This window comes from Cupriavidus sp. C2SS-8b, assembly GCF_057073745.1.
Genome location: NZ_CP172718.1, coordinates 629099 through 647228, shown reverse-complemented (window position 1 = coordinate 647228; position 18130 = coordinate 629099). Strand labels below are relative to the sequence as shown.

The 18130-nt window shown below is 64.3% G+C and carries 17 protein-coding genes; 5 read left to right on the top strand and 12 right to left on the bottom strand.

Annotated features, from left to right (window positions below; genetic code table 11):
* Positions 1-51 precede the first annotated feature (51 nt).
* The 8 genes from dnaK to ACIGJB_RS32560 all read right to left on the bottom strand — a co-directional run bounded on the left by dnaK (position 52) and on the right by ACIGJB_RS32560 (position 7692).
* The gene (gene dnaK, locus ACIGJB_RS32595) at positions 52-1989 is read right to left on the bottom strand and encodes a molecular chaperone DnaK (RefSeq protein ID WP_432260192.1); all 1938 of its coding nucleotides are present in this window, start codon (positions 1987-1989) and stop codon (positions 52-54) included.
* Positions 1990-2076: 87 nt separating this feature from the next.
* Complete coding sequence (gene groL / locus ACIGJB_RS32590; protein WP_483734979.1) at positions 2077-3699, bottom strand: chaperonin GroEL; 1623 nt, start codon at positions 3697-3699, stop codon at positions 2077-2079.
* A 41-nt stretch (positions 3700-3740) separates the two neighbouring features.
* Positions 3741-4028 (bottom strand): co-chaperone GroES, encoded by a 288-nt coding sequence (locus tag ACIGJB_RS32585; protein WP_022540319.1) that lies wholly within the window; start codon positions 4026-4028, stop codon positions 3741-3743.
* A 148-nt stretch (positions 4029-4176) separates the two neighbouring features.
* Positions 4177-4557 carry a hypothetical protein gene (locus tag ACIGJB_RS32580; RefSeq protein ID WP_116322964.1) on the bottom strand — a complete coding sequence of 127 codons (381 nt, stop codon included), beginning with the start codon at positions 4555-4557 and terminating at the stop codon, positions 4177-4179.
* 238 nt (positions 4558-4795) lie between these two features.
* Positions 4796-5362, bottom strand: a complete 567-nt coding sequence (locus ACIGJB_RS32575; protein WP_432260190.1) for an Hsp20/alpha crystallin family protein — start codon at positions 5360-5362, stop codon at positions 4796-4798.
* A gap of 89 nt (positions 5363-5451) precedes the next feature.
* A complete protein-coding gene (locus ACIGJB_RS32570) occupies positions 5452-5859 on the bottom strand; it encodes an Hsp20/alpha crystallin family protein (RefSeq protein WP_483734978.1) in 408 nt (135 codons plus the stop codon).
* A gap of 15 nt (positions 5860-5874) precedes the next feature.
* Positions 5875-6315, bottom strand: a complete 441-nt coding sequence (locus ACIGJB_RS32565; RefSeq protein WP_432260189.1) for an Hsp20/alpha crystallin family protein — start codon at positions 6313-6315, stop codon at positions 5875-5877.
* 906 nt (positions 6316-7221) lie between these two features.
* Complete coding sequence (locus ACIGJB_RS32560) at positions 7222-7692, bottom strand: MarR family winged helix-turn-helix transcriptional regulator (protein ID WP_483734977.1); 471 nt, start codon at positions 7690-7692, stop codon at positions 7222-7224.
* A 147-nt stretch (positions 7693-7839) separates the two neighbouring features.
* Between ACIGJB_RS32560 and ACIGJB_RS32555 the strand changes: the two genes are divergently transcribed.
* From ACIGJB_RS32555 to ACIGJB_RS32535, 5 genes are all read left to right on the top strand, one after another.
* A complete protein-coding gene (locus ACIGJB_RS32555; RefSeq protein ID WP_483734976.1) occupies positions 7840-8634 on the top strand; it encodes an alpha/beta fold hydrolase in 795 nt (264 codons plus the stop codon).
* Complete coding sequence (locus ACIGJB_RS32550) at positions 8631-9326, top strand: alpha/beta fold hydrolase (protein ID WP_483734975.1); 696 nt, start codon at positions 8631-8633, stop codon at positions 9324-9326. Before ACIGJB_RS32555 ends, ACIGJB_RS32550 begins: the two co-directional genes overlap by 4 nt.
* 133 nt (positions 9327-9459) lie before the next feature.
* Complete coding sequence (locus ACIGJB_RS32545; RefSeq protein ID WP_483734974.1) at positions 9460-10425, top strand: Bug family tripartite tricarboxylate transporter substrate binding protein; 966 nt, start codon at positions 9460-9462, stop codon at positions 10423-10425.
* A 74-nt stretch (positions 10426-10499) separates the two neighbouring features.
* On the top strand, positions 10500-11987 hold the full coding sequence (locus ACIGJB_RS32540) for a carotenoid oxygenase family protein (protein ID WP_483734973.1): 1488 nt from the start codon (positions 10500-10502) through the stop codon (positions 11985-11987).
* Between the two features lie 102 nt (positions 11988-12089).
* Positions 12090-13229 (top strand): porin, encoded by a 1140-nt coding sequence (locus ACIGJB_RS32535; protein WP_483734972.1) that lies wholly within the window; start codon positions 12090-12092, stop codon positions 13227-13229.
* A 215-nt stretch (positions 13230-13444) separates the two neighbouring features.
* On the opposite strand, the gene ACIGJB_RS32530 is transcribed toward ACIGJB_RS32535, so the two are convergent.
* The 4 genes from ACIGJB_RS32530 to ACIGJB_RS32515 form a co-directional block, all read right to left on the bottom strand.
* Positions 13445-14932, bottom strand: a complete 1488-nt coding sequence (locus ACIGJB_RS32530; RefSeq protein WP_483734971.1) for an aldehyde dehydrogenase family protein — start codon at positions 14930-14932, stop codon at positions 13445-13447.
* Positions 14929-15693, bottom strand: coding sequence for an SDR family NAD(P)-dependent oxidoreductase (locus ACIGJB_RS32525; RefSeq protein ID WP_483734970.1), 765 nt, complete (start codon positions 15691-15693; stop codon positions 14929-14931). Before ACIGJB_RS32525 ends, ACIGJB_RS32530 begins: the two co-directional genes overlap by 4 nt.
* Before the next feature lie 39 nt (positions 15694-15732).
* Positions 15733-17067 (bottom strand): MFS transporter, encoded by a 1335-nt coding sequence (locus ACIGJB_RS32520; protein WP_483734969.1) that lies wholly within the window; start codon positions 17065-17067, stop codon positions 15733-15735.
* 75 nt (positions 17068-17142) lie between these two features.
* Entirely contained in the window at positions 17143-18123 is a 981-nt protein-coding gene (locus ACIGJB_RS32515) for a Bug family tripartite tricarboxylate transporter substrate binding protein (protein WP_483734968.1), read from the bottom strand.
* Positions 18124-18130: the final 7 nt, after the last annotated feature.

Genomic DNA, 18130 nt, shown 5'->3' with positions numbered 1-18130 from the left:
AAAAAAACCGTTTCTTGAACGCACCCAAAAGTTTGACGGACGTCGGCTAATTTACTGCTTGGCGCCCGCTTCTTTGAACTCAACATCCTCCACGTCCTCGCCTTTCTTCTCGGCGCTCGCCTCTTTCGCGTCCGCGGCGCGACCGGAGCCAGTGTCCGGCTGAGCCTGAACGTCCGCATAGACCTTTTCGCCGAGTTTCAGCGAGGCCGTGGCCAGGGCCTGCGCCTTGGCGTCGATCTCGGCCTTGTCGGAGGTCTTCAGTGCCGCCTCAAGGTCCCTGATTGCGGATTCGATCTTCTCCTTCTCGTCCGCGTCCAGCTTCTCGCCGTATTCGGTCAGAGCCTTGCGCGAACTGTGTGCCAGCGCGTCGCCGTGGTTGCGCGCATCGACCAACTCCCGCTGTCGACGGTCTTCGTCAGCATGAGCCTCGGCGTCCTTCACCATGTGCTGGATCTCGCCTTCAGACAGGCCGGAGTTGGCTTTGATGGTGATCCGGTTCTCCTTGCCCGTAGCCTTGTCCTTCGCCGACACGTGCAGGATGCCGTTGGCGTCGATGTCGAACGTCACCTCGATCTGCGGCATGCCGCGCGGCGCCGGTGCAATGCCCTCCAGGTTGAACTCGGCCAGCATCTTGTTGCCCGTAACGATCTCGCGTTCGCCTTGGTACACCTTGATGGTTACCGCCGCCTGGTTGTCGTCGGCCGTAGAGAAGACCTGAGAAAACTTGGTCGGGATGGTGGTATTCTTGGTGATCATCTTGCTCATCACGCCGCCCAGGGTCTCGATCCCGAGCGACAGGGGGGTCACGTCGAGCAACAACACATCCTTGCGCTCACCGGTTAGTACCGCACCCTGGATCGCCGCACCCACTGCCACCGCCTCGTCGGGGTTGACGTCCTTGCGCGGCTCGCGGCCGAAGAACGCTCTGACCTTCTCCTGCACTCTGGGCATGCGGGTCATGCCGCCCACCAGAATCACGTCGTCGATCTTTTCGACCGCGATACCGGCATCCTTGATTGCGATGCGGCACGGCTCCATCGTGCGCTCGATCAGGTCTTCGACCAGAGCTTCGAGTTTGGCACGTGTGAGCTTCAGGTTCAAATGCCGCGGCCCGCTGGCGTCGGCCGTGATGTACGGCAGGCTGATTTCCGTCTGCTGGCTCGACGAGAGCTCGATCTTGGCCTTCTCCGCGGCTTCCTTCAGGCGTTGCAACGCCAGCACGTCCTTCGACAAGTCGACCCCTTGGTCTTTCTTGAACTCGCCGATGAGGTAGTCGATGATGCGCTGGTCGAAGTCTTCGCCCCCCAGGAAGGTATCACCGTTCGTCGACAGCACTTCGAACTGCTTCTCGCCTTGCACGTCAGCGATCTCGATGATGGAAATGTCGAAGGTGCCGCCGCCGAGGTCAAACACGGCGATCTTGCGGTCGCGGCTTTCCCTCTTGTCCAGCCCGAACGCGAGCGCCGCCGCGGTCGGCTCGTTGATGATCCGCTTGACGTCGAGGCCGGCGATGCGCCCGGCATCCTTCGTCGCCTGTCGCTGGCTGTCGTTGAAGTAGGCGGGCACCGTGATCACGGCTTCGGTGACGGGCTCGCCGAGATAGTCTTCGGCGGTTTTCTTCATCTTGCGCAGCACCTCAGCCGAGACCTGCGGCGGGGCGAGCTTCTGGCCTTGCGCTTCGACCCATGCGTCGCCGTTGTCGGCCTTCAAGATCGTGAAGGGCATCAGGCCAATGTCCTTCTGCACTTCCTTTTCCTCGTAGCGGCGGCCGATCAACCGCTTGACGGCAAACAGCGTGTTCTTTGGATTCGTGACGGCCTGCCGCTTGGCGGGTGCGCCGACGAGGATTTCGCTGTCGTTCACATAGGCGACGATCGAAGGGGTCGTGCGCGAGCCTTCGGAGTTCTCAATCACTTTGACCTGGTTGCCTTCCATCAGCGCCACACACGAATTCGTGGTGCCGAGGTCAATCCCGATGATCTTGCTCATGATGTCCAAGCGCCTGGCGCTTCCTGGTAGGAGACTCCCTGTAAATCCACAGCCGTATGGGACTCGCCGCACGCCTTGCGTGTCTCGTCAATACTCCAGCTCCGATGACACCGCAGCGGCTTTGCCGTGGTCTTTTGGCATCTCTGCCACGGTCGCGTCCGTGGTCAGAATCAGTCCGGCGACTGATGCCGCGTTCTGTAGTGCGGTACGGGTCACCTTGGTTGGGTCAATCACGCCCATCTCGAACAGGTCGCCGTATTCACCGGTGGCCGCATTCCAGCCGAAGTTGCCGTCATGTCCGAGTACCCGGCTAAGCACCACCGACGCTTCCTCGCCGGCATTGGCGGCGATCTGCCGCAGCGGCTCCTCCAGGGCACGCAGCACGATTCGGATGCCGGCTTCCTGATCGGCGTTGGCGCCCTGGAGCGGCGCAAGCTGGGCGCGGGCGCGCAGCAGCGCGACGCCGCCGCCCGCAACGATACCTTCCTCGATCGCGGCCCGCGTGGCGTGCAGAGCGTCTTCGACGCGCGCCTTCTTCTCCTTCATTTCCACCTCAGTGGCCGCGCCAACCCGGATCACCGCTACGCCACCGGCCAACTTGGCGACCCGCTCCTGCAACTTCTCCTTGTCATAGTCGCTGGTGGCCTCGTCGATCTGCCGCCGTATGGCCTTGATGCGGGCCTCGATTGCTGCGGGTTCGCCCGCGCCGCCGACGAGGGTCGTGTTCTCCTTCTCAATTTCGACGCGTTTGGCATGCCCCAGATCCTCCAGCACGACATTCTTGAGCTGCTTGCCCGTCTGTTCCTCGATCAGCGTGCCACCGGTCAGGATGGCAATGTCTTCCAGCATGGCCTTGCGCCGGTCGCCGAAGCCCGGTGCCTTCACCGCGGCGGCCTTGAAGGTGCCGCGCAGCGAGTTGACGACCAGGGTCGCAAGTGCCTCGCCTTCCACGTCTTCGGCCAAGACGAGCAACGGCTTGCCGGTCTTGGCCACGGCCTCGAGCACCGGCAGCAGATCGCGAATCGCCGATATCTTCTTGTCATGCAGCAGGATATACGGCTCTTCGAGCAAGACGGATTGCTTCTCGGGCTGGTTGATAAAGTAAGAGGCCAGATAACCGCGATCGAACTGCATGCCTTCGACCACCTCCAGCTCGCTCTCCAGCGACTTGCCGTCTTCAATCGTGATGGCCCCGTCCTTGCCGACCTTGGCCATCGCGTCAGCGATGATCTTGCCGATCGCCTCATCAGCGTTGGCGGAGATCGCGCCGATCTGGCCGATCTCCTTGCTCGTAGTGCAGGGCCGGCTCAGCTTGCGCAGCGCCTCGACGACCGCGCTCACGGCCAGGTCCATGCCGCGCTTCAGATCGATCGGATTCAGACCCGCCACCACGTCCTTCATGCCCTCCTGAACCATCGCCTGGGCCAGCACGGTGGCGGTCGTGGTGCCGTCACCGGCCACGTCGGATGTCTTGGCCGCAACCTGCTTGACCAACTGGGCCCCCATGTTCTCGAACGTGTCGCGCAGCTCGATCTCCTTGGCGACCGATACCCCATCCTTGGTGATCAGCGGCGGCCCGAACGATCGCTCGAGGACCACATTGCGCCCCTTGGGGCCGAGCGTGACCTTGACCGCGTTGGCCAGCAGGTTGACTCCCGCCACGATGCGGCGGCGCGCGGACTCCTGAAATTGGATCTCCTTGGCTGCCATGATGAGACTCCTCGCGAGACGCTAGTTTTCGGTTCCTTCCTCTATTCAACGACGCACAGTATGTCCTCGTCACGCATCACCAGCACCTCCTCGCCTTCAAGCTTGACGGTGGTGCCCGCATACTTGCCAAATAGCACGCGCTCGCCAATCTTCACGCTCGGCGCGCTGACATGGCCATCGCCCAGGCGCTTGCCGGGGCCGACAGCCAGGACTTCGCCCTGGTCCGGCTTTTCGGCGGCGGTATCGGGGATGACAATACCGCTGGCCGTCTTGTGTTCTGCGTCCAAGCGTTTGACGATGACGCGATCGTGTAGTGGACGGATGTTCATAGCCTTGCTCCTCGTCCGATCACTGTGATCATGAGCTTGTCCGGCCGATCGGGTCGTGTCCGGGCCGCCGTTCAGGGCATTCACGTGTCAACGCCGGCGTCTGGATTCAAGCCGCTAGCATTATTGGCCAGGAACCGATCCTGGCGCTTCACTGAATGGCCGGCACGGTGCCGAGCTTCTCTGCCAGCATCCGCTCATATACGCCAAAATGCACATCCACCTCTGCCTGACTGACGACGACAACGTCAATCGTGACCTGCTCGGGCGACAAGCCGAACATCGTGGCCAGCGCCACCTCCAGGTGGGGGGCCGCCACTCTGTCCTTGTCGAACGTCGTGCCGATGCTGATCACGTAAGCATCGCCTTGCGCTGTGACGTCGACCAAACGGGCCCGCGCGCTGAGGTTGTTATCGATCGCGACTGTGACCAACTCCGCTACGCGCCGCGTCCGCTCGGTAGGAAAGCCGCGCGTGCACTTGAGCCGCACCCGATGCCTGCCTAGCGTCACCCACTCAGAATCGAATTCCATCGAAGTCTCCATCTCGGGAAGTGTTTGCCGTGAAAATAGAGGCCAGTCCCGCGATTTCAAGACCTTAGCGTGGCACGTGGATTCGCTGCAGTTGCAAGCCAGCACCGCGCGTTCCGAGCGCCGCCTATGCCAGAAAGGGCCTCGGAGGCGCTACCTTGCACGGCCAGCTGGAATCTCCCAGCTGAGCGCAGCAGACTCACGCGAGTGTATTCCCTTGACGCAGCTCGCCATCTTTCGCTCACTTCACCTCGATCTTCTTCACCGCAGATTGCGACGAGCCGGTCTTGGGTAGACGCAGCGTCAATACGCCTCTGTCGAACTTCGCATCGATGTGATCGAGGTCGATGCCATCGGGCAGCGGGATACTGCGCATGAAGGCGCCGTATGCCCGCTCCAGGCGGTAGCAGCCGTTTTCCTCGCTCCGAATGTCCTGCTTCTTCTCACCTCGCAATACCAGGGCGCCATCTTCGATGGTGGTCTGCAGGTCCTCGCGATCCATGCCGGGCAGCTCCGCCGTGATCCTCAGCGCCGTGCCATCATCGACTACATCGATGCGAGGTTGGAAGCGCGACGAACTGAAGTCACCGAACCATCGATCCAAGCCGCCAAAGCCCGCGAAGGGTTCATGCAGAAACTCGCCCATCGCACGCAGGGGATCGCTGGAAAACAGCCGTGAAACGTCGGGCCAGTCCGGTGTCCAGTGCCTTGGCGCGGGAACATTCGACGACTCGCCCGTCGGCTGCCTATCCTCTGTCGATTTGCGTAGGAACTTGAATGGGTTCCATTTGCCCAGGTCTGTTTTCATCTTGTCCTCACCGACGTATGTCCAGCCCATTTCCGCGGGTACTGCGGTGGCGCCCTTGCAGACGCCACCGGTAACCCGGCGACGGCAACTCACGCCACGTTGACTGCAATGCGACGCGGACGCGCTTCGTCGCGACGCGGGATCGTCAGCTTGAGCACGCCGTCCTGCAGGTTCGCCTCGATCTTTGACGCGTCAAGGTCCGCACTCAACGAGAAAGCGCGGGCGAAGTGCGGCTGGCGAATTTCCGCGTGTTGCACCCGCAGCCCTTGGGGGGTGGGCACGACCGCTTCCGCCTCAATATGGAGGTTGCCGTCGTGGACATTCACCTCGAGCTTGTCCTTGGTCACACCCGGAATGTCGGCCCAGAGGGTGACGCCGTTGCTGTCCTCGACGATGTCGACCGCGGGGAGCAGGGTCATGGTCGGGGTCGACCTGTCCTCCTGACCTTTTGTCACGGCATTCTGGTCGCGTTCAACCATTTGGGTAGTCTCGTTCATGGCATTCTCCTCGCGCTATTGGACCGTGATCGCCCGAGGCTTCGAGGCTTCCCGCTTGCCCACACTAATAGACAAGCAGCCGTTGGCATAGCGCGCCTGGACCTTGTCGGGATCGGCGCTTTGCGGCAATTCGACCACACGCCGGAACGTGCCGGTGAATCGCTCTTGCGCATACAGCCGGACCTCGGGATCGTCCGCAGCTTGCGCCGCTTCGCGCTCGCCGCTGATGGTCAGCAGGCCCTTGTCGATCGACACCTCGAACTGGTCTGGCTTGAGCCCGGGGGCGAACGCGACGATCTCGATGGAATCGTCCGTGGCACCGATATTGACCGGGGGAAATGCCCCGAAGCGGCCGGAGCGGAGGCTGGATGGGAAGCCGCCGAACAAACTCGCCATCTGCCTTTGCATGCGGTCGAGTTCGCTGAAGAGGTCAGTTCCAAAGAAAAGATCGCTCATGGTCGTATCCTCCTTCGATGCAGCAAGGAGGCGAAGGGGCATACGCGCTCCCATCCACCTGCCAAGCCGCTGGCAAACAAACAGAAACACGCAGCGCGCAATGGTCGCGACTGCCTGAGCGAAAATAAAATAGTAATTGCGCAGCCAAATTTCAAGGGGTCCAGCTTGCGCCGTTCCGCGAAAGGACATCGGCCGATTCGTGCTGCCCCCGGTCACGGTTGGGCAGATACGCTTACATTGCATCACCGGGGTTGCTTCCGTTACACGGCGCCACATCTATGTGCCGCATGGAGCGTATTTGTCGCCGCCTGCCCAGCAGAGACGCACAGTTCGACTGGGGCCCTGCCTTGTGGCGTGGCTCGCCGGATAACAGTGGCCGGCTCGGCACGTCTCACGCAGGTCGCGGTCCGCGGACACAGATCAACTAGCTGGCAGCGCAATGTGCTCCTAGCGCCACTTTTTAGTTTATGCTCTACACGGCGGCGCCGGCTTGCCTCTCGTTGAGCAGAATTGGCTGAGTCGTAGAATGTGGCCGCGGACCGTCCGGGGTCTCCGCCGGGACACTATCTCCAAATTCTATGGGTCAGGTTCGTCGCCCGGTAGTTGGCGCCCGGCGGGGGGCTAGCGATCGCTTAGAGTGCAAAATTTTCCGTTTTCTGAAGCGACCCCTAAAGGCCGGGTTCTTTATTACTTCTTGGCATATGTGTCATTTCCGGCTTTATCCCGGCACGCCCCGCATCTTGTGGGAATCAATCTGCGGGGCACTTTTGAGTTTCCCTACGCGCTATGCACATCGGCTCATGCCGACCGCGGCGTTCCAGTCTGGCCTCGCTCTGCCCCGCATTGACTGTCTTGCTTCGGCCACGACGGGCGTCGCGGCGCTTTAATCGCTCACTCTTGCAGTCCTTATTTGCCGTCGAGCACGTGGAGGATGTCAGGCTGGTCTAGGTTATTCGCGATCCGGTCGAGCATTACCAGGAAGGCGTCGACCTCCGCTGCGGTTGTGCCCTTCATCATGGCGCGCAGGAACACTGAGCGGCGCGCGAGAATCCGCTCGACTTCCGCCTTGCCCGCGTCGGTCAGCCTTACCAACGTTAGCCGGTTGTCTTCGGGATGCGCCATTCGCGCAACGAGCCCGTCGCTATCGAGCTGCTTGATCTGCCGGGTGATGGCTCCCCCGTCCACGCCGATCTGCAGCGTCAGGTCCTTCTGCGTGCACTCGCCCTTGCTGTGGACCAGGAACAGCAGGCGCCAGCGCGTGCTCGGCGTGCCCGTGTATTGCTCGAAGCCGTTAGTGGACGCGTGATACGCGCGCGCCAGACGTCCCAGCACCGTGGAATGCCAGGACTCTAGATCCAGGCCTTTTTTCGCTGACATTGATTTCCCTTTTTCTGCGGCACGTCGCCTAGGAACACTGTCGCGATTATCCCACAAGAATCATTGCCTAGATCAACGATTGCCTTATACAATTGCTTGCGTCGGTCAATGATTGACGATTGCAAGAACAACATTCGGAGACGCCCCATGACGCTACGCCTGCCCGATCATGAAATTGCCGGTGACGGCGACTTCACAATTTACCTGCTCCACGGCGCCTACGGCTCGCGCCAGTACTACCGCGAAGAAATCGCCGCGCTGGTCGCGCGCGGCTACCGTGTCGTGGCGTGGGACGCGCCCGGTTACGGTCTGAGCCCGCTGCCTTCGCCGTATTCCATCGACATGGCCGCCGAGGCGTGCGCGGAACTGGTCAGGGCCACGGGCACTGCCACCAATGTGCTGCTCGGCCACAGCATGGGCGGCATCATCGCGCCGCTGGCGGCGGTCCGGCTCGGGCCGGAGCGCGTGCAGGGTGTCGTGGTGTCGGCCACTGTCGGTTCATTTTCGGCCAAATCGAAGGAAGACCAGCGTGTCTTCCTGGAAGAACGCGTGGCACCGCTGGCGCAAGGCAAGACGCTGTCGGCAGCCGCGGAGCCGCTGCTGCGCACCATGCTCGCGCCCCGATCGTCCGGCCCGCTCGTCGACCTTGTCCTCGCAGTGGCCATGCAGACGCGCAGCGCAACGTTCCTCGCCGCCATCAATGCCATCGTCGACTACGAGGGCAAGCCTGCACTGGAACAGCTTGCCGTGCCAGTCCTCGCCATAGCCGGCGAGTACGACAATGTCGGTCGCCCTGAAGAGATGCGCAAGCTCGCACAGAACACCGGCGGCGAGTTCGTCTGCGTCCCCGACGCAGCGCACTATGCCTGGGCAGAACAGCCGGAGGTGTTCAACGCCGCGCTGTTCGACTTCCTCGACCGCCGCGTCCGCCCGCTGCCATGAGAGCCGCCGATCTCGTCCTGCTCCACGGGCTCAACAACACTCCCGCTGTCTGGGGCGGCGTGGCGGCTGCCTTGCCGGCGGATATCCGCGTCCATGCGCCTGCGCTTCCGCCGCTGCCGGATGTGGATGCCATTGCCGATGCACTGCTCGACAGCCTGCCGCCGCGGTTCTGGCTCGCCGGCTTCTCGTTCGGCGGCTATGTCGCCATGTCGATCCTGGCACGTGCTCCGGAGCGCGTACTCGGCATCGCGCTGCTATGCACGACGCCGCACGCCGATACGGCAGCGCAGAACCTCGGGCGGCGCACGGCTATTGTCGCGGCAGCGTCCGGCGACTACGTGGAGCGTACCGTGGCGCAAGGCATGGCGGCATTTCATCCGGACCACCGCGACAACGCTGCCTTGCTGCGAACCCGGCGCAAGATGATCGCCGAATACGGTGCGCTCACCTTCATCGCGCATGCGCTTGCCTGTCTCATGCGCCCCGATCGCGGCGCGCTGCTGCACAAGGAACTGCCGCTGTTGTGGGTCGCCGGCAGCGCCGATCCGCTGTATCCGCATGCCGCCGTGACGGCAATGCAGGCGAGCGCGGGCCATGGACAGATGCGGGTCATCGAACCCGCAGGTCATCTCGTGCCGCTTGAACAGCCCGCCAGCGTGGCCGAAGCCTTGCAGGAATGGATGCGGACCTGACCCGCGACAGACTGGTTGCCTGTCACTGACGGGCAATCGGAGCCGACAGAATGAGGAACCGTGGCTGCGCCCCAAGGCAGATGGCTATCGCCTGCGCCGATCGCACGCTACGTCCGACAGAAGAGAGATCTCCATGAAGACATTCCCGTTGCGGCGCGTTGCCGCCGGCCTCGCGATGTTTGCGGCCTGCCTCCATGCCAGCGCGCACGCCGCCTGGCCGGAGCGCCCCATCACGCTGGTCGTGCCCTATCCCGCCGGTGGCGTGGCCGACACCATCTCGCGTGCGGTTGCCAAGGAGGTCGGCGCGCGGCTGGGCCAGCAACTCGTCGTAGAAAACCGTCCCGGTGCCAGCGGTAAGATCGGGCTGGAGATGGTCAGGCGTGCCGCACCCGATGGCTACACGATCGGAGTCGCCGTCCCCGCCACGATGGTGCTGCTCCCATTGGCGGATGCGCGCTTCGGCATCGGGCCCCAGGACTTTCAGCCGATCTCGCTCGCCTGCGAGACATACACGGTGCTGGTCGTCGACCCTCGCCTGAATATCCGGACGCTGCCGGAGTTCGTCCAGTACGGCCGCAGCCACGCCGGCATGACCTATGCGTCAGCCGGCAACGGCACCAGCTTTCACTTTAGCGCAGCACTGCTCGCGCAAAAGCTCGGCATCGAGGCCACGCACGTCGCCTACAAGGGTGAAAGCCCGGCCATGAGCGACGTGGCGGCCGGCCATGTCCAGTTCATGCTGGCGACGAACTCGGCCAAGGCCTTCATCGACGGCGGCAAGCTGGTGCCGATCGCGGTCGACGCGGCGCGCCGCGTGGCGGCACTGCCTGACGTCCCGACCTTCCGGGAACAGGGCGTCGACTATGTGAGCAGCGGCTGGATCGGCTACGTCGGCCCGCGCAACTTGCCGGCCGACGTCACCGCCAGGTTCGACAGCGCCTTCCGCAGCGCCTTGCAGGCACCCGCCTTGCGCCAGGCCTTCACCACGATGGGATACACCCCCGCCGAAGCCGGCGCGCCTGCTATGGGCAAGGCGATCGCGCAGGACCAGGCGCGCTTCCGGCCGCTCGTCCAGTCGGGGGTGGTAAAGCTGGACTAACCGTTCCCCCCATATTGCCCAGATTGCCCCATTCCAACCAAATCGTTGCCGCAGTCAATACTTGGAGAAAGCAAATGCTTGAAACTGTCCGCCACTACAACGTCACCGCCGACAAAGACACCGACAACCCGTTCCTGCTCGGTCCTTTCACGCCGAACCATCGCGAATACACCGCCGACACGGATTCGCTGCGTGTCATCGGCGAGATCCCGCGCGACCTGCACGGCATCTTCGTACGCAATACCCACAATCAGGTCCATGCGCCGATGGGGGTCTACCATCCGTTCGACGGCGACGGGATGTTGCATGCCATTCACTTCGAGAACGGGCGTGCCACCTATCGCAACCGCTTCATCCGCACCACCGGCTTCCTCGCCGAACAGGCGGCCGGCCGTTCGCTGTGGCCGGGCCTGCTGCAGCCCGAACTCGGTACGTATCGCGGCTGGGGCGCAATGGGCGCCATGAAGGACAACGCCGGCACCGACGTCATCGCGCACGCCGGCAAGCTGCTCGCAAGCATGTCGCAGGGCAGCGAGCCGTGGCGCCTCGATCCGCTCAGCCTCGACACGCTCGGCCCCGACGCCAACTGGGCCCGCAGGGTTCCGGATGGCGTCAGCTCCCACTACAAGGTCGATCCGCGCACCGGCGAGATGATGTTCTTCAACTATCCGGAGCACTGGCCGTACATGCACTATGGCGTGGTCAACCGCGACAACCAGCTCGTGCACTACGTTCCCATCGAACTGCCCGGTCCGCGCTGGCCGCACGATCTTGGCATCACGCAGAACTACACGATCGTGCACGACCTGCCGCTGTTCTTCGATCCCCAGGGCCTAAAGGAAGGCAAGCACCAGCTCGTCTTCAATCGCGACCTGCCAGCGCGCTTCGGCATTATTCCGCGGCATGGCGACAACTCGCAGATCCGCTGGTTCGAAGGCACGCCTTGCTACGTGCTGCACCTGACGAACTGCTATGAAGACGGCGACGAAGTAGTGATGGACGGCTGCATCATGCCGGATCACAAGCCCGTTCCCGTCAATGCGACCGGCAACATCTACGATCGCATGAAGGCCAACCTCGACAAGCATCGCAACAAGACACACATGCATCGCTGGCGCTTCAATCTGAAGACGGGCCGCACCACGGAGCAGTACCTCGACGACGAGGTGACGGAGTTTCCGGTATGCAGCAACGATTTCGTCGGCATGCCCTATCGCTACAGCTACAACGTGCTGTATGAACCCGGTGAATGGCTGCTCAACGGCATCAAGCGCTTCGACCTGCAGACCGGAGCGACCATGCGCCATGAATACGGGCCTGGCCGGTTCGGCAGCGAACCGCAAATGGCGCGACGCGTGGGAGCGAAAGCCGAGGACGATGGCTATGTGATCAGCATGGTGGCGGACATGCAGGCCAATACGTCGGAGATCCTAATTCTGGATGCCGCCAACATCGATCGCGATCCGGTAGCGCGGATCATCTTGCCGGAGCGTATGTCGAGTGGCACGCACGCCTGCTGGGTCGAAGGCGACCGCATCCACGGGGAGAACCGCCAGCTCTGACCGCCTGGGTAGCGAGAAGTCAGGCCCGCCATCACATGGCGGGCCTCATTCCGGCGCGCACAGAATGCGCCGTACAAGAACCAAAAAAAGAGAGACAACACAATGAAGACAAGAGTTCTTGCCTTCGCAGCCGCGCTCACCGCCAGCTCTGCCATTGCGCCCATCGCTGCACACGCCCAGACCATGGAGCAGGCCCCCGGTGCGACCTTCCTGCTGGGCGGGCAGATCAAGCTCGGACTGGACGCGTCGCAGGTCAGCGGTTCCGGACGTCCGGGCGCTACCGCTGCGCGTGACTACCGTCTGGCCAATAACACGAGCTTCTTCTTCTTCGACGGCAAGGAGCGCCTCGACGACAAGCTGAAGGCGATCTTCCACCTCGAGTGGGACTTCTCCGCCGATACCGGCGCGCAGGGCGCGGGGCGGGCGTTCTACGTGGGGCTGGACCACAGCGATTTCGGCCGACTCCAGTTCGGCCGCCAGTCCGTGTACTTCAGTCACCACTGGTTCGTCAACGACACGCATGGCGCCTTCGACGCCGCACCCAACGCCGCCAACTCGCTGAACGTCCTTGGCACCATCAACGGCGCCTACTTCGCCGGCAACTACCTCAACAACACCATCCGGTACGAGGCGCCAGACTTCCACGGGCTGTCGGGCATCGCCACGTATTCGTTTGATGCTGAGGCCCCGGGCAACGGCCGCAACCACACCTGGTATCTCGGTCCGACCTATACGCTCGGCGCGCTGAAGCTCGGATACTTCCACATAGTGCGCGACAGCCAGGGCACGCTCCCGGCGCAGACGGTCGGCGCATTGGACCAGACCGCCGACCGATTTGCCATCGGCTACACATGGCAGGGTCTGCGCTTCGGCGCCGTGGTGGACCGCAATCGGGTCACCGACCGCGCCACCAACGTGAGCCAGCAGCGCTACGCCTTCTCCGTTCCCATCAACTACGACTTCGGCCCGCATCTGCTGTCGTTGACCTACGGGCAGGCCTTCTCGATGCACGTGGGTGGCAGCACGGTGGACGACACCGGTGCGAAGATGCTGTCGATCAGCTACCAGTACAAGATGAGCCGACGCACCACGCTCGACGCCACGCTGGTGGAACTGCGCAACGACCGCAACGGGCGATACAACTTCTGGCTAGGCGGATTGAACGGCTCCGCCCAGCTTTCGGCCGCCGACGCGGGCGCGCGGGTGCGCATGGCCTACCTAGGCATCAAGCATCTCTTCTGATCCGTCGATGCCGCCCGTGTGACGGTAGCGGTTGCCCCGGCTCACCATCAACTTCGGCGAGCCGGTCTTCGGCGTAGTCGCAGACGCAGACGCAGACGCAGCCGTAGGCGTAGGCGTAGGCGTAGGCGTACGAGGGTATCCGGCCATCAAGCATCCCTTCTGACGCCCGAGATGCCGGATGAGCCCCGCCGCGCGAGCGGCGGGGCAAGCGCGACCTAGACCCCGAGCCTCGGCAAGGCCGGCGGCGTCAGTGCCACCGTTACCGTCTTCTCCTCCGTATAGAAATGCCGCGACGACTGCGCGCCCTCGCGCCCCACGCCGGATTCCTTGTAGCCGCCAAACGGCAGGCGCGGATCCAGCGCGAGCATCGGCGTGTTGACGAGCACGTTGCCCGCCTGGATGCGGCGCGTCGCACTCATGGCCTCGGCCAATTCGCGGGTCCACAGGTAGGACACCAGCCCGTAGCGCGAATCGTTGGCAACCGCTACCGCCTCGTCGAGCGAATCCACGACGAGCAACGAAGCGAAAGGCCCGAAGACCTCCTCCTGGCAGACACGCGCGGCGTTGGACGGCGCCAGCACCGCAGTTGGCCGAAAGTAATAGCCGCGATCGAAGCCCGGTGCACGCGTGCCGCCCGCCAGCAGTTTGCAGCCATCGGCGCGCGCGGCATCGACATAGGACTGCACGCGCTCATAGCTGCCGCGGAACGCCAGCGGCCCGTTGTCGCTCGACGGCTCGAGCGGGTGCCCCACGCGGATGCGCTCGGTACGCGCCACGAAGCGGTCGATGAAGGCGTCGGCAATATCGCGGTGCAAAACGATACGCGAGCCAGCAAAGCACTGCTGGCCGTTGTTGGTATAGATGGCCAGCAGCGCGGCATCCACGGCGCGCTCCAGGTCGGCGCTCGGCATGATGATGTTCGCCGACTTGCCGCCGAGCTCAAGATCCACGCGCTTGAGCCCTTCCCCCGCAATGGCGGCGATACGGCGGGCCGTGGCGGTACCACCGGTAAAGGAGATGCCGCGCACATCGGGGTGCCGCACGAGGGCGTCGCCGGTAACGTGGCCACGACCATTGACAAGATTCACAACGCCTGGCGGCACGCCGGCTTCGGTCAGCAGCGCCATCAGCCTGGCCAGCGCCAGCGGAGTCTGCTCCGAGGTCTTCACCACGCACGTATTGCCGAAAGCCAGCGCCGCCGCGATCTTCGTTGACGCCAGCGCCGTGGGCGCGTTGGACGGCGAGATCAGCGCGACCACGCCCAGCGGTTCGCGCAGCACGTAGCGCAGCGTGGCTTCGCCGTCCTGCGTGGAAAGCTCGGTCGACTGGCCGAGCCATTCGGCATAGAAGCTGAAGCTGCCGAGAATACGCGGCAGCTGGTACTGGCGGGCATATCGCAGCGTCTGGCCCGTGTTGGCGGTCTCCAGCCAAGCCAGTTCATCCAGGTTGCGGCCGACGAGGTCGATGATGCGCGCGAACACCTGCTTGCGCGCGGCCGGCGCCATGCGGGGCCACGGACCGTGCAGGAAGGCGTGTCGGGCCGCGGCGACGGCACGGTCAACTTCCCCGGCATCGGCCTCGTGCAGCAGGCTGACCACCTGCTCGTCGGCAGGATTGATGACCGGCAGCGTGGTGCCAGCGCCCGGCGACACGAAGTCGCCGTCGATGAAGCTGGTGGTATCGGCGGGAATCGGGAAGCTCATGACCACAGGCCTCCGTTCACATGGATGGTCTGTGATGTGATATAGGCCGAGCCCGGTCCGATCAGGAACAGGAAGGTGCCCACCATGTCCTCCGGCTGCGCGATGCGCCGCATCGGTAGCATGCGCGTGACGGCATCGGCGTCGATGCGCTCCTGCTTCTGCGGGCGGCCGGTGCCGCCCTGCAGGAAGGCGGTCTGTACGAGCCCGGGCGCCACGGCGTTGACGCGGATTTCGGGCCCGCATTCGGTGGCCAGTGCGCGGACCAGATTCATGACGCCGGCCTTGGCGGCGGCATACGGCCCATAGCCGGGCAGCGACACGGCAACACCGAACGTCGACGCGGTGTGGACCATGGCCCCCCCGCCGGCCGCGCGCAACAGCGGCAGTGCGGCGCGGCTTACCAGGAACGCGCTGGTCAGCGTGCCGTTAGCGATCTCCTGCCATTCGGCCAGCGGCATGTCGTCAAGGCGCATGCGCTCCTTGGTGAAGCCGACCAGGTTGATAACCGCGTCAAGCCCGCCGAACTCGCGTGACACGGCCTCGAAGGCCACGGCCGTGCTCTGCTCATCCATTGCGTCGCAGCCAACCGCGAGCGTGCCTTCCGGCGGCGGGAACAAATCCATCGACCGCGGCAGGTCGAGCACGGCCACGCGCAAGCCGATCTCCACGGCCCGCGCCACGACGGCGCGGCCAATGCCGCCACAGCCGCCCACGACGGCGATACGTGTGCCGCGCGGGGGCAGCAAGGTAAATCCATCCATCGACATCTCCTTGGTAGAAAAGGAATCAGGCGTCGCCGGTCAGCCGGTCAGGCCATGTCCACAGCTATGCATGGGCTTGCGGTAGCGCAGCGACAACGGCGTCACGAAAATGGCCAGCACGATGAAGGCTGTGGGAATCCAGACCAGCCCCATCGGCCAGAAATGCACGACCGATCCCATCAGCACCGGCAACAGTCCGCCAACCAGCGCCTGGGACAGGTTGTAGGTCAGTGCGATGCCGGTCACGCGGACCTCTGGCGTGAAGCTGCGCACGAGGATGTTGTGCATCATGGTCGTGAAGCCCGCGCCGAAGCCCACCATGGCCCAGGCATAGCGCAGGGTGTGCGGATCGGGCGCGGCAAATGCCCAGTAGATGCCGATCGCCGTGCCGAGCGCGAACAGCGTGATCACCGGCACCCAGCCGAAGCGGTCCAGCAGGGCGCCGCCGACGAGCGTGCCGGCCAGCAGCGCGAGCGTCATCCACAACTGCGCGTGATGGACCACGTCGCGCGAAAAGCCCAGTTCCACCTGCAGGTACGTCACCGGGAAGAGCAGCGCGGCCGACAGTACGCCAGCCGTCGTGGCGCTGGCGGCGAGGCAGATCAGGACTTCGCGCGGCTCGCGGCGAAACAGCGTGCGCAGTGGCAGGACCTCGGAAGCTGCCTTGCGCCGGCGCATCTCCTCGAACACCGGCGTCTCCTTGACGTGGCGGCGCAACCAGGCCGACATCAGCCCGAAGACCCCGCCCGCGATGAACGGCAGCCGCCAGCCGATGCTGGCCATTTGCGCCTTGTCGAACAAGGCGCCCGTACCCATCACCGCGAAGATGCCCAGGATGGTGCCCAGCGTGAACGCCGCGCCGAGCGTGCCGATCGAGAAGCCGAGCCGGCGTTCCGGCACGTGCTCGGCGATAAAGGTGACAGCGGTCGGGAACTCGCCGCCCATGGCCATGCCCTGGCACAGCCGACACAGCAGCAGCAGCAGCGGCGCCACGGCCCCGGCCTGCGCGTAGGTGGGCAGCAGGCCGATGCAGAGCGTGGGCGCGGCCATGAGGATCAGCGTCACGCCGAACATGCGCTTGCGCCCCAGCTTGTCGCCCAGGACCGACAGCACCAGCCCGCCAAGCGGCCGCACCAGGTAGCCCGCGGCGAAGATGCCCAGGGTCTGGAGCTGGCGCAGCCAGGCGGGCACCTCAGCGGGAAACATCACCGCACTCAGCATCGGCGCCAGGAAGATGAAGATGATGAACTCGTAGAACTCAAGCGCCCCGCCGAGCGTGGACAGGCCAAGCACGCGGTAGTGTTCGGCGTTGAGGCGGCCATGGGCCAGTTCCCCGCCGGGCTGAACGCCGGCGAGCGTGGTGGGTCGGTTCATGTCGTGCTCCGGGCTGGGCCGCTGCCGCGGCCGCGGAAAGGGAAAGACCGGCGCCCGAGGCGCCGGCGGAAGCGATCAGTCCAGCCTGATGCCCAGCGACGCCACCATCTTCTTCAGGCGGCCCGTCTCGCTGCTCACCTGCTGGCGGAACTGCTCCGGGCTGGTCGGCTGCAGTTGCAGGCCGTTGGCAATGAAGGCGGCCTGCACCTGCGGATCGCGCATCGCCTCATGGAACGCCGCGACGAGCCGGTCCCGCACCGCATCGGGAATTCCCGCAGGAGCCCCGAAGCCCAGCCATGACACGGCGCTGAACGACACGCCCTGCTCACGTACCGTCGGCACGTTCGGAAACTGCGGCGCGCGCTTGTCGCCCGTGGTCGCAAGCGCCACGAGCTTGCCCGACTCCACCAGGTTGCGCACGGTCGGCGAGGAGAAGGCCATGTCGACCTGCCCGCCGGCCAGGTCCTGCAGCAGCGGTGACTCGCCCTTGTAAGGCACGTGCAGCAGCTTGATCCCCGCCGTGCTGTTGAACGCCTCGCCCCAGATATGGAAGGCCGTGCCGGCGCCGGTCGAGCCGAACTTGTAGGCACCAGGCTTTTCCCTGGCCTGGTCCACCAGCTGACGCAACGTCCGTATGCCGCTGGACGCCGCCGTCGTGACGATAAACGGCGACTCGTAGCCCATCGTCAGGTAAGTGAAGTCCTTGCGGACGTCGTACTGGGTGGTGGCGTCCAGCACGGGGGCGACCACCGCCCCGGCCTGCGTGATGACACCGATCGTGTAGCCGTCGCGCGGTGCGCGCGCAAGTACTGCGCCACCAATGCGCTGGCCCGCGCCGGGGCGGTTTTCCAGCACCAGCGGCTGGCCCAGGATGGCCGACACCTTGGTGGTCAGGATGCGCACATTGGCATCCACGGGGCCGGGCGGGAACGGCACGATCACGGTGATCGGACGGCTGGGCCACGGCGGTTCAGCGTGCGAGTAGGCCGGTACAGCGGCGGCCAAGGCAACGAGGCCCAGCGCGGCAACGCGCAAGGCGGCATAGGGGCGCTTCATGGTTGTC

Excerpts from the sequence above, each read along its gene's own strand:
- dnaK (WP_432260192.1), bottom strand. The coding sequence starts at position 1,989 with ATGAGCAAGATCATCGGGATTGACCTCGGCACCACGAATTCGTGTGTG.
- groL (WP_483734979.1), bottom strand. The coding sequence starts at position 3,699 with ATGGCAGCCAAGGAGATCCAATTTCAGGAGTCCGCGCGCCGCCGCATC.
- ACIGJB_RS32585 (WP_022540319.1), bottom strand. The coding sequence starts at position 4,028 with ATGAACATCCGTCCACTACACGATCGCGTCATCGTCAAACGCTTGGAC.
- ACIGJB_RS32580 (WP_116322964.1), bottom strand. The coding sequence starts at position 4,557 with ATGGAATTCGATTCTGAGTGGGTGACGCTAGGCAGGCATCGGGTGCGG.
- ACIGJB_RS32575 (WP_432260190.1), bottom strand. The coding sequence starts at position 5,362 with ATGAAAACAGACCTGGGCAAATGGAACCCATTCAAGTTCCTACGCAAA.
- ACIGJB_RS32570 (WP_483734978.1), bottom strand. The coding sequence starts at position 5,859 with ATGAACGAGACTACCCAAATGGTTGAACGCGACCAGAATGCCGTGACA.
- ACIGJB_RS32565 (WP_432260189.1), bottom strand. The coding sequence starts at position 6,315 with ATGAGCGATCTTTTCTTTGGAACTGACCTCTTCAGCGAACTCGACCGC.
- ACIGJB_RS32560 (WP_483734977.1), bottom strand. The coding sequence starts at position 7,692 with ATGTCAGCGAAAAAAGGCCTGGATCTAGAGTCCTGGCATTCCACGGTG.
- ACIGJB_RS32555 (WP_483734976.1), top strand. The coding sequence starts at position 7,840 with ATGACGCTACGCCTGCCCGATCATGAAATTGCCGGTGACGGCGACTTC.
- ACIGJB_RS32550 (WP_483734975.1), top strand. The coding sequence starts at position 8,631 with ATGAGAGCCGCCGATCTCGTCCTGCTCCACGGGCTCAACAACACTCCC.
- ACIGJB_RS32545 (WP_483734974.1), top strand. The coding sequence starts at position 9,460 with ATGAAGACATTCCCGTTGCGGCGCGTTGCCGCCGGCCTCGCGATGTTT.
- ACIGJB_RS32540 (WP_483734973.1), top strand. The coding sequence starts at position 10,500 with ATGCTTGAAACTGTCCGCCACTACAACGTCACCGCCGACAAAGACACC.
- ACIGJB_RS32535 (WP_483734972.1), top strand. The coding sequence starts at position 12,090 with ATGAAGACAAGAGTTCTTGCCTTCGCAGCCGCGCTCACCGCCAGCTCT.
- ACIGJB_RS32530 (WP_483734971.1), bottom strand. The coding sequence starts at position 14,932 with ATGAGCTTCCCGATTCCCGCCGATACCACCAGCTTCATCGACGGCGAC.
- ACIGJB_RS32525 (WP_483734970.1), bottom strand. The coding sequence starts at position 15,693 with ATGGATGGATTTACCTTGCTGCCCCCGCGCGGCACACGTATCGCCGTC.
- ACIGJB_RS32520 (WP_483734969.1), bottom strand. The coding sequence starts at position 17,067 with ATGAACCGACCCACCACGCTCGCCGGCGTTCAGCCCGGCGGGGAACTG.
- ACIGJB_RS32515 (WP_483734968.1), bottom strand. The coding sequence starts at position 18,123 with ATGAAGCGCCCCTATGCCGCCTTGCGCGTTGCCGCGCTGGGCCTCGTT.